This window comes from Erythrobacter sp. (assembly GCF_023653175.1).
Taxonomy (GTDB): Bacteria; Pseudomonadota; Alphaproteobacteria; order Sphingomonadales; family Sphingomonadaceae; genus Erythrobacter.
In genome coordinates, this window is the sequence record NZ_JAMNXL010000152.1 from 1 (window position 1) to 8709 (window position 8709).

Genomic DNA, 8709 nt, shown 5'->3' on the forward strand with positions numbered 1-8709 from the left:
ATCATGGAGAACACCGATATCGCCGCGCAGGTCGGCGTGCAGTCGATCCCCTTGATGCTGCTCTACAAGAATGGCGAAGTGGTGGCCAAGAAGCTCGGCGCTGCGCCCAAGAGCCAGCTCAAGGCCTGGCTCGAAAGCGAACTCTAGGAATGAGGGGCGCCAGAGCGGCGCCCCCTTTTTCACCGCCAGTAATCATGCCGCCCGGCACCGTCGAAACCGGCCGGAGGTGAGGCAGCATTTCCTGAAAGCATTTGCCCGAACCGCATGGGCAGGGATCCTTCCGGCCGAGTTTCTCGACCAGTTCCTTGTCGCCATGCACGAAGCGCAGGCCGCGCTTCACCTGTGTTTCGCTGGGATAGCCCTTACGCCGCTTGGACGAACGCTCGAAAGCAGGGCAGGTCGGCGGGGTCGTTGGTCTTGCGAGCCATGGTGGCCTCCTGTCGTTGCCGCTCCTGACGCGGAGCGCGCGGCGCTTAGCACCATGGCCGCTGCGGCGGAAGCTCAGGCCATCACCCGCGCGACAAATTCGTCCCAGATCGCGGGGCTTGATGCGCCCACCAGCCCGGGCGCCTCATGCTGGTCCACCCGGTAGGCGCTGCCATCGAGCCGCGCCGCCTTGCCGCCCGCTTCGTTGAGCCACAACACGCCCGCCGCATGATCCCAGGCCAGCGTGCGCTTGAAGCTCGAAATGTCGTTCTCGCCGAGCGCGAGGCGCGGATATTGCTCGGCAGCGCAGCGCGGGATATCGACGAGGGTGTAGTGGGCGGCGAGCTTGGCGTCGACCATCGCGGATTCCTGCGGGGTGAGGAAAATCCGGCTGACGGCAGTGACCGGCGGCTCCTGCCCGGTGGTCCGGGCCGCGATCCGCTCCCCGTTGACGAAAGCCCCTTCGCCGCGGCGCGCATGGCAGAAGCGGTCCTTCAAGGGATCGTAGATCCACCCCGCCACCGCCTGCCCTGCGTCGGCCAGCGCGACGATGATCCCGAACGGCTCCTTGCCTTCGGCGAAGTTGGCCGTGCCGTCGAGCGGGTCGATGATCCAGCACTGGCCGGAGAGGTGATCGAGCGCGCTCTTGTCGGCATGCACCGCTTCTTCGCCCACCACCGCCACGCCCGGCGCAAGCTTGGTCAGCGCCTCGGTGAGGAAGGCCTCGACCTCGCGGTCGACGATGGTGACGGGATCATCCACGCCCTTCATCTCGACATCGCCCGCCGCCAGATTGCGGAAGCGCGGCAGCATCGAACGCTCGGCGGCAAAGCGCATCAGGTCGCGGATTTCCGCGTCCAGAGCTGGCAGGGCGCTCACGAACGGTAATCCGCGTTGATCGCGATGTAGCCGTGGGTGAGATCACAGGTCCACACGGTGGCGCGGCCATCCGCGAGGCCGAGATCGACCGCGATGTCGATGTCCTCGCCCTTCAGATGCGCGGCCACCGGGGCCTCGTCATAGTCCTCGACCGGCACGCCGTTCCTTGCCGCCCACACGCCCCCGAAGGCGATCGAGAGCTTGTCGCGGTCGGCCGGTTCGCCCGCCTTGCCGACTGCCATGACCACGCGGCCCCAATTGGCATCCTCGCCCGCAATCGCGGTTTTCACGAGCGGCGAGTTGGCGATGGCAAGCCCGATGCGCCGCGCGCTCTCGTCGCTGACCGCGCCTGCGACGCGGATGGTGACAAACTTGCGCGCCCCCTCGCCGTCGCGCACCACCAGCTGGGCGAGGTTGCGGCATACATCGGCGAGCGCGGCCGCGAAGGCGTCCGCACCCGCGCTCTCCCAGCTTTCGATCCGCACATTGCCCGCGCGGCCCGTGGCGAAGACCATCACCGTGTCGCTGGTCGAGGTGTCGCCGTCGACCGTGATGCAGGAGAAAGTCTGCGCATTGGCGCGCTCCAGCGCCTCTTGCAGGAAGGCAGGCGCCACGTCTGCATCTGTAAAAATGTAGCCGAGCATGGTCGCCATGTCGGGGGCGATCATGCCCGAGCCCTTGATGATCCCGGCAAGTTCCACGCGCACGCCGCCAAGCATTGCCGAGGCGCCCGCGCCCTTGGCAAAGGTGTCGGTGGTGCCGATGGCGTTCGCCGCATCCTCCCAGCTGCAAGGCGCGGCGGTCAGTGCGGCGGCGATCCCGGCTTGCGCCTTCTCGATGGGCAGCGGCACACCGATCACGCCGGTGGAGGAGACGAACACCTCGTCGAGCGTGCAGGCAAGCGCCTCGCTGACCTGCGCCCGGATCGCCTCGACCGCCGCGCGGCCGCGCCAGCCGGTGAAGGCGTTGGAGTTCCCCGCATTGACGATCAATGCCCGCGCGCGCCCCAACTTCACCGCCTCGCGCCCGAGTTCGACCTCGGAGGAGGCGCAGGCGCTCTTGGTGAAGACGCCCGCGGCGCTGGTGCCCTCGGCGAGTTCGGCAAAGGTCAGGTCGCAGCGGTCCCACATCTTGTAGCGCGCCCGTGCGACGCGCAGCGTGACGCCTGCGATCGGCGGCAGGTCGGGGAAGGGGCGGGCGAGGGGCGAGGGATCGATCTGCATAGGCCATGCCAGTAATGTCCAATCGGGAGCGCTGCAATCACGGGCTTTTGCCGCTTTGCGCGGGGCGGGGTCTGAGATAGATGTCAAGCCCATGAAAATCAGACTCTTGCTCGCAGCGAGCCTGTGTGCCGCTATCGCTCTGCCCGCCGCCGCGCAGCAAGCGCAGGATGGCACCGCAATAGCCGCCGATCCGCCCGAGGTGCGGCTGGCGCTCCCGATGCCGGTCGATCAAAACGGGCCGCAGCCGATCGGCAAGCCGTCCGACTGGGTCTCCAACGCCGATTATCCGCCAGCCGCGTGGCGGAATCGCGAGGAGGGCGAGGTGCGCTATGCGCTCGACGTCGACCGCGAAGGGGCGGTGACGGGTTGCCGGATCACGAAAAGCACTGCCACGCCCACCCTCGAGGCAGAAACCTGCCGCCTGCTGAGCGAGCGTGCGCGTTTCCTTCCGAAGCAGGATAAGGAGAGCAGGCCAGTTGGGTCGGTTTATTCCGGCCGGATGAGATGGACGCGGCGCGAGCCCGAATTCGGCAGCGGCAGCTTCGAGATCAAGGTCGCCTTCACGATCGACCCGCGCGGAGCCTACGTGAATTGCCGAGTAATGGCGCAGTCCGGCGAAATCCCGGCCGATATTCTGAGCAGTTTCGAAAAGGAGCCGTGCCCGGGCCAGAAGGGCCTGCCCGCCCGCGACGAGGAAGGGCGGCCAGAGGCGCGAGATGTGGTGCTGACGATGAGGGTGGAGAGCACGCCTGCTGCTTCCGGCGGCGCGCAGCCCGGCAATTAAGCTCTCGCACAGCTTATCGCGCTATGGCTGTGGACGAATTGGCGCATAACCATTATCTGATCGTTTCATGACCCGGCGTTTTCTAGCTCTTCTGGCTCTGCTGACCGGCCTTGTCGCACTAGGCGGCACGGCGCAGGCGTCCTTGGCCGAGGCGCTGGCATGCTCCGCAAGCGTCGCTGCGGCGAGCGGGGACGAGCGTGCGCCAAGCGAAAGCGTCGCCGCGCAGCCTGCGCCCGCCACGATCAGCGCCACCCGCGCGGCCGAGGCTCCGTGCCCGCCGCCACCGGTGCCGGAATCGCTGCGCCTGCCGGTCTTGATGGGGATTGAGCGCGCCTACGAATAGGCGCGTTACCCGCATACCTCTGAATTCCCGCGCGCCGCGCCCTGCGAGGGCCGCGCCTTCCCCGCACAGATCCGCAAGCCGCCCGCATCATTCGCGGTGATTGCCCCCGAATCAAAGGCCTACACCCATGTTCTCTTCCGTCATCAAATCCGTTTTCGGCTCGGCCAACGAGCGTTACATCAAGGCTGCGCGCAAGATCGTCGACCAGATCAACGCGCTCGAGCCGCAGATCCAGGTGCTCTCCGACGAGGAGCTTCAGGGCCAGACGAACAAGCTGCGGGGCCTCATCGATGGCGGCGCCAAGCTCGACGACATCCTGCCGGAAGCCTTCGCCACGGTGCGGGAGGCCTCGGTGCGGGTGTTCGGGATGCGCCACTTCGATGTGCAGCTGATCGGCGGCCTCGTGCTCCACCGCGGCGAGATCGCCGAAATGCGCACCGGCGAGGGCAAGACCCTGATGGCGACGCTGGCGGTCTATCTCAATGCGCTGGAGGGCAAGGGCGTCCACGTCGTCACCGTCAACGATTACCTTGCCCGCCGCGATGCCGAGGAGATGGGCAAGCTCTACAACTGGCTCGGGCTTAGCGTCGGCGTCATCGTCCCCGGCATGCCCGAGGAATACAAGCGCGACGCCTACAATGCCGACATCACCTACGGCACCAACAACGAATTCGGCTTCGATTACCTGCGCGACAACATGAAGCACTCGCGCGGCGAGATGGCGCAGCGCCCGTTCAACTTCGCGATCGTCGACGAGGTCGACTCGATCCTCATCGACGAAGCGCGCACCCCGCTGATCATCTCCGGCCCGACCGAGGACAAGTCGGAACTCTACGTCCAGCTCGATCAGGTCGCACGCGAGATCCCGGTCGAATGGCTCGACATCGACGAGAAGGTGAAGCGCGTGCAGCTCACCGAAGAGGGGCTGGAAGAGGTCGAACAGCTGCTGCTCGCCAAGGGCCTGCTGGCGTCCGAGAACCTCTATGACGCGCTCAACACCCAGGTTGTCCACCACCTCGATCAGGCGCTGGTCGCCAACTTCGCCCGCAAGCGCGACACCGACTACATCGTCAAGGACGGCAAGGTCATCATCATCGATGAATTCACCGGCCGCATGATGGACGGCCGCCGCTGGTCGAACGGGTTGCACCAGGCGGTCGAGGCCAAGGAGGGCGTGCGGATCGAGCCCGAGAACCAGACGCTCGCCTCGATCACCTTCCAGAACTATTTCCGCATGTATCCCAAGCTCTCCGGCATGACCGGCACCGCGGCGACCGAAGCAGCGGAATTCTGGGACATCTACAAGGTCGGCGTGGTCGAGATCCCGACCAACCTGCCCGTAGCCCGCCTCGACGAGGAGGACGAGTTCTACAAGAACACCGCCGACAAGTTCGGCGCCATCGCCAAGGCGATCCATGAAAAGCAGAAGATCGGCCAGCCGGTGCTGGTCGGCACGGTCTCGATCGAGAAGTCCGAACTGCTCAGCGAATATCTCGACAAGGAAGGCGTGACGCACAGCGTCCTCAATGCCCGCTTCCACGAACAGGAAGCGCGCATCGTGGCGCAGGCGGGCCGCTATGGCGCGGTCACCATCGCCACCAACATGGCCGGACGCGGCACCGACATCCAGCTGGGCGGCAACATCGAATACCGCATCCGCGACGAACTTTCCGAACTGCCCGACGGGCCGGAGCGTGACGAAGCCATCGCCCGCATCCGCGCCGAAGTCGCCGAGGAGAAGGAGCGCGTGAAGGCCGCAGGCGGCCTGTTCGTGCTCGGCACCGAGCGCCACGAGAGCCGCCGCATCGACAACCAGCTGCGCGGCCGTTCGGGCCGTCAGGGCGACCCGGGCCTGTCGCGCTTCTACCTGTGCCTCGAGGATGATCTGCTGCGCATCTTCGGCCCCGACACGCTGTTCTCCAAGATGATGAAGTCGAACCTGGCCGATGGCGAGGCGATTGGCTCCAAGTGGCTCTCCAAGGCGATCGAGACCGCGCAGAAGAAGGTCGAGGCCCGCAACTACGACATGCGCAAGCAGGTCGTGCAATACGACGACGTGATGAACGACCAGCGCAAGGTGGTCTACGAACAGCGCGCCGAGATCATGGACAGCGAAACGGTTGACGATGTGGTGGTCGACATGCGCCACGACACGATCAACGCGCTGGTCGGCGCCGCCTGCCCGCCGGGCTCCTACCCCGAACAGTGGGACATCGAGGGCCTCAAGGCGCGCACCGAGGAAATCTTCGGCTTCCAGCCGCCCTATGACGCATGGCTCGCCGAGGAAGAGGTCGAGCCGCAGCTGCTCGAGGAACGCCTGCGCGAGCTCACCGACCAGATGATGGACGCCAAGATGGGCGAACAGGACGCCGGGATCTGGCGCATGGTCGAAAAGGACGTGCTGTTGCGCCAGCTCGACCATCACTGGAAGGAGCACCTCTCCACCCTCGATGCGCTGCGTCAGGTGATCTGGATGCGCGGCATGGCGCAGAAGCAGCCGATCAACGAATACAAGCAGGAAGCCTTCGTATTGTTCGAGACGATGCTCGACACGCTGCGCGAGGAGGTCACCAAGATCCTGTTCCGCGCCGAGCTGCGCTTCGAGCAGCCTGCGGTGCAGACGCTGCCTGAACTGCCCGATTTCCTCACCGGGCATATCGATCCGCTGACCGGGCTCGAGAATTCGGCCGACGGCGACGGGTCGGAGAGCCGCCCCGAACTGTTCGGCTCGCTGGCAGGCTCGCCGCGTGCGGCTTTCGGTCCGGGCGGGGCCAACCCGAACAACCCATGGGCCAATCTCGACATCAGCCGCAATGCGCCGTGCCGCTGCGGTTCGGGCAACAAATACAAGCATTGCCACGGCGCGGTGGGCGTCAGCCAGAGCGCCTGACGGGCTGACGGGGGCGGGGGTCAGGCATGATCGGCGCGATCCCCGTGCTGCTGGCGCTCGCCTTCGCGGTGACGGCGCTGCTCTACGCCAGCGTCGGCTTCGGCGGCGGGTCGACCTATTCGGCGCTGCTGGCGCTCTCGGGGCTCGATTACCGGCTGCTGCCGCTGGTGAGCCTTGCCTGCAACATCGTGGTGGTGACAGGCAGCAGCATCCGCTTCGCCAGCGCGGGGATCACGCCGTGGAGAAAGGCGGGGGTGATCGTGGCGCTCGGCGCGCCGATGAGCTTTCTTGGCGGGCTGACCCCGATCAAGGAGGCGACTTTCCTCATACTTCTCGGCGCCAGTCTGGTGCTGACTGCGCTGACGATGCTGGTTCCGGTGAAGGAGGGTGCGGAGGGCGCACCCACGCGCGCCGCCCGCTTCATGCCGCTCGCCGCCGCGCCGCTGGGCTATTTCGCCGGGCTGGTGGGGATCGGCGGAGGGATCTTCCTCGCGCCGCTGCTGCACCTTGCGCGCTGGCACGAGGCGAGGGGAATCGCGGCGACCGCGAGCCTGTTCATCCTCGTCAATTCGCTGTTCGGCCTCGCCGGGCAGATGGTGAAGAACGGCCCCGGCCTGTTTGGTGCGGCGCTGGGTGCCTCGCTGCCGCTGCTGATCGCGGTGTTGGTGGGCGGGCAGATCGGAAGCCTCTTCGCCGCGCGCCTGCTTCCGCCCAAGTGGATCCGCTGGCTGACCGCGCTCTTGGTCGGCGTGGTGGGGGTGCGGTTGCTGGCGGGCGTCTAGGCCCGCCCGTCAGGCCCCCATCGGCACAGCCTGCCGGCGGATGAGCAATGCCAGCGCAAGGGTCGCGGCAAAACTCGCATAGCCTGCCAGCAGGTTGGGGAGCAGCAGCGGTACGCCGGTGAACAGCATCGCATCATTGCCCCCGGGTACCAGCGTCGCGCCCGCGCCCATGAGCAGGCCTCCCGGCAGGGCGCTCAGCCACTGGCTGGCGCTTCCCGCCCGCAGCCGGAATGTGCCGCCGATCACCGTCGCCGCTGTCATCCCCGCGATCAGCGCCGCAAGCCCGAACAGCGCGCCCGGCGCCCAGCTCCCGCCATAGGCTATCTCGGCGATGCGGCTGGTGTAGACCCATTGCCGGTCCAGCGCGAAGAGCAGTCCCGAGGCGGTGCCGATCACTCCCATCGCGACGAGCGGCGACCAGCCGCCGCGCAGGCGATGCCAGCCGAGGCGGCGGTAGAGATAGGTGGCCGCCCCCGCGCCCACCGTGCCGCCAAGCGTCAGCGCCAGCACCACATGGCCGGTGAGCGGCGAGGCCACAGGCGTGCGCGCAGGCAGCATCAGCGCCGCGCTCGACATGCTGGGGCCAAGCAGCAGCGCGGCGACGAACATCGCCGCAATTGCTCCGGCGCGCCACAGCTCGCCTTGAGTAAGCCCCGCCAGCAGCCCCATCGCGCAGTTCCCGGCAAGGATCGAGCCGAGCCCGAACAGCACGCCGCCTGCCACGGCGAGGCTGTCGGGCGGCGTGCCCTGGAGTGTCATGAAGGGATCGGCTCCGAGCCACTCGGCCAGTCCCATGACCACCATCGCGGCCGCAGCGGCAAGGGTGAAGCCGGCGAGCCGGTGGACGCGCCGCCTGTCGATCACCTCGCGCATGGCCCGCACCATGCACACGCCCGCACGCTGGCTGGCATAGCCGATCAGGAACATCAGCGCTGTGGTGATTGCGACGGTCACGGCATGAGGGTGTAGCGGGTGTTGCAAGGAAGGCAATCGGGTCGAAATATTATCATACTTAAGCGTCCAGGGTCGGGATTTGTGACAACCTGCCGACCAGTCACGTCACTGGGAGAGGCCGGATGCAACCCGAAGAGCAGCGCGGCGAGGATCGCTCGTCTCCCCTCGGCGAGGATGATGCCCCCCGGATGGACCGCCGCTGGGCCCAACGGCGCTGCATCGAGCTTGCTGCCGACCTCACCGATTCCTCGGGATTCACTATCGCAGCCAAGGTCACCGAGATTTCGGAAGAAGGGTGCAGGATACGCACGTATTCAGCGCCCGCGCTCGATCGCGACCTGCACCACGAAATCAAGATCACCGGCCTCGATCCGATTGGTGCCTATGTGATCTGGACGAGCGAGGATTGCGCGGGGTTCACCTTCGGC

General features: G+C 66.7%; 9 protein-coding genes. 6 read left to right on the plus strand and 3 right to left on the minus strand.

Features of this window, described 5'->3' with window-relative positions; all coding sequences use genetic code 11:
- Positions 1–147, plus strand: a 147-nt coding sequence (locus NBV68_RS14830; protein ID WP_296311065.1) for a thioredoxin domain-containing protein, incomplete at its 5' end; no start/stop codon positions are given.
- A 354-nt stretch (positions 148–501) separates the two neighbouring features.
- Here the strand turns inward: NBV68_RS14830 and NBV68_RS14835 are convergent.
- Positions 502–1296: an inositol monophosphatase family protein gene (locus NBV68_RS14835; RefSeq protein WP_296311067.1), complete on the minus strand. Its 795-nt coding sequence runs from the start codon at positions 1294–1296 to the stop codon at positions 502–504.
- Positions 1297–1301: 5 nt separating this feature from the next.
- Positions 1302–2528, minus strand: a complete 1227-nt coding sequence (gene argJ, locus NBV68_RS14840; RefSeq protein WP_296311049.1) for a bifunctional glutamate N-acetyltransferase/amino-acid acetyltransferase ArgJ — start codon at positions 2526–2528, stop codon at positions 1302–1304.
- Positions 2529–2619: 91 nt separating this feature from the next.
- Here argJ and NBV68_RS14845 point away from each other — a divergent pair, with 91 nt between their 5' ends.
- The 4 genes from NBV68_RS14845 to NBV68_RS14860 all read left to right on the plus strand — a co-directional run bounded on the left by NBV68_RS14845 (position 2620) and on the right by NBV68_RS14860 (position 7327).
- Positions 2620–3312 carry a TonB family protein gene (locus tag NBV68_RS14845; protein WP_296311051.1) on the plus strand — a complete coding sequence of 231 codons (693 nt, stop codon included), beginning with the start codon at positions 2620–2622 and terminating at the stop codon, positions 3310–3312.
- Between the two features lie 67 nt (positions 3313–3379).
- Positions 3380–3655, plus strand: coding sequence for a hypothetical protein (locus NBV68_RS14850; protein ID WP_296311054.1), 276 nt, complete (start codon positions 3380–3382; stop codon positions 3653–3655).
- Positions 3656–3782: 127 nt separating this feature from the next.
- Positions 3783–6545, plus strand: coding sequence for a preprotein translocase subunit SecA (gene secA / locus NBV68_RS14855; protein ID WP_296311056.1), 2763 nt, complete (start codon positions 3783–3785; stop codon positions 6543–6545).
- Positions 6546–6571: 26 nt separating this feature from the next.
- On the plus strand, positions 6572–7327 hold the full coding sequence (locus tag NBV68_RS14860; RefSeq protein ID WP_296311059.1) for a sulfite exporter TauE/SafE family protein: 756 nt from the start codon (positions 6572–6574) through the stop codon (positions 7325–7327).
- A 9-nt stretch (positions 7328–7336) separates the two neighbouring features.
- Here the strand turns inward: NBV68_RS14860 and NBV68_RS14865 are convergent, their stop codons facing one another.
- Positions 7337–8281, minus strand: coding sequence for a YeeE/YedE thiosulfate transporter family protein (locus NBV68_RS14865; protein ID WP_296311061.1), 945 nt, complete (start codon positions 8279–8281; stop codon positions 7337–7339).
- A 122-nt stretch (positions 8282–8403) separates the two neighbouring features.
- Here NBV68_RS14865 and NBV68_RS14870 point away from each other — a divergent pair.
- Positions 8404–8709: hypothetical protein (locus tag NBV68_RS14870; protein ID WP_296311063.1), on the plus strand; the 306-nt coding region annotated here is incomplete at its 3' end.

Bases quoted from the DNA above. Each gene is read 5' to 3' on its own strand.
- argJ (WP_296311049.1), bottom strand. From the start codon at position 2,528: ATGCAGATCGATCCCTCGCCCCTCGCCCGCCCCTTCCCCGACCTGCCG.
- NBV68_RS14860 (WP_296311059.1), top strand. From the start codon at position 6,572: ATGATCGGCGCGATCCCCGTGCTGCTGGCGCTCGCCTTCGCGGTGACG.
- NBV68_RS14850 (WP_296311054.1), top strand. From the start codon at position 3,380: ATGACCCGGCGTTTTCTAGCTCTTCTGGCTCTGCTGACCGGCCTTGTC.
- secA (WP_296311056.1), top strand. From the start codon at position 3,783: ATGTTCTCTTCCGTCATCAAATCCGTTTTCGGCTCGGCCAACGAGCGT.
- NBV68_RS14845 (WP_296311051.1), top strand. From the start codon at position 2,620: ATGAAAATCAGACTCTTGCTCGCAGCGAGCCTGTGTGCCGCTATCGCT.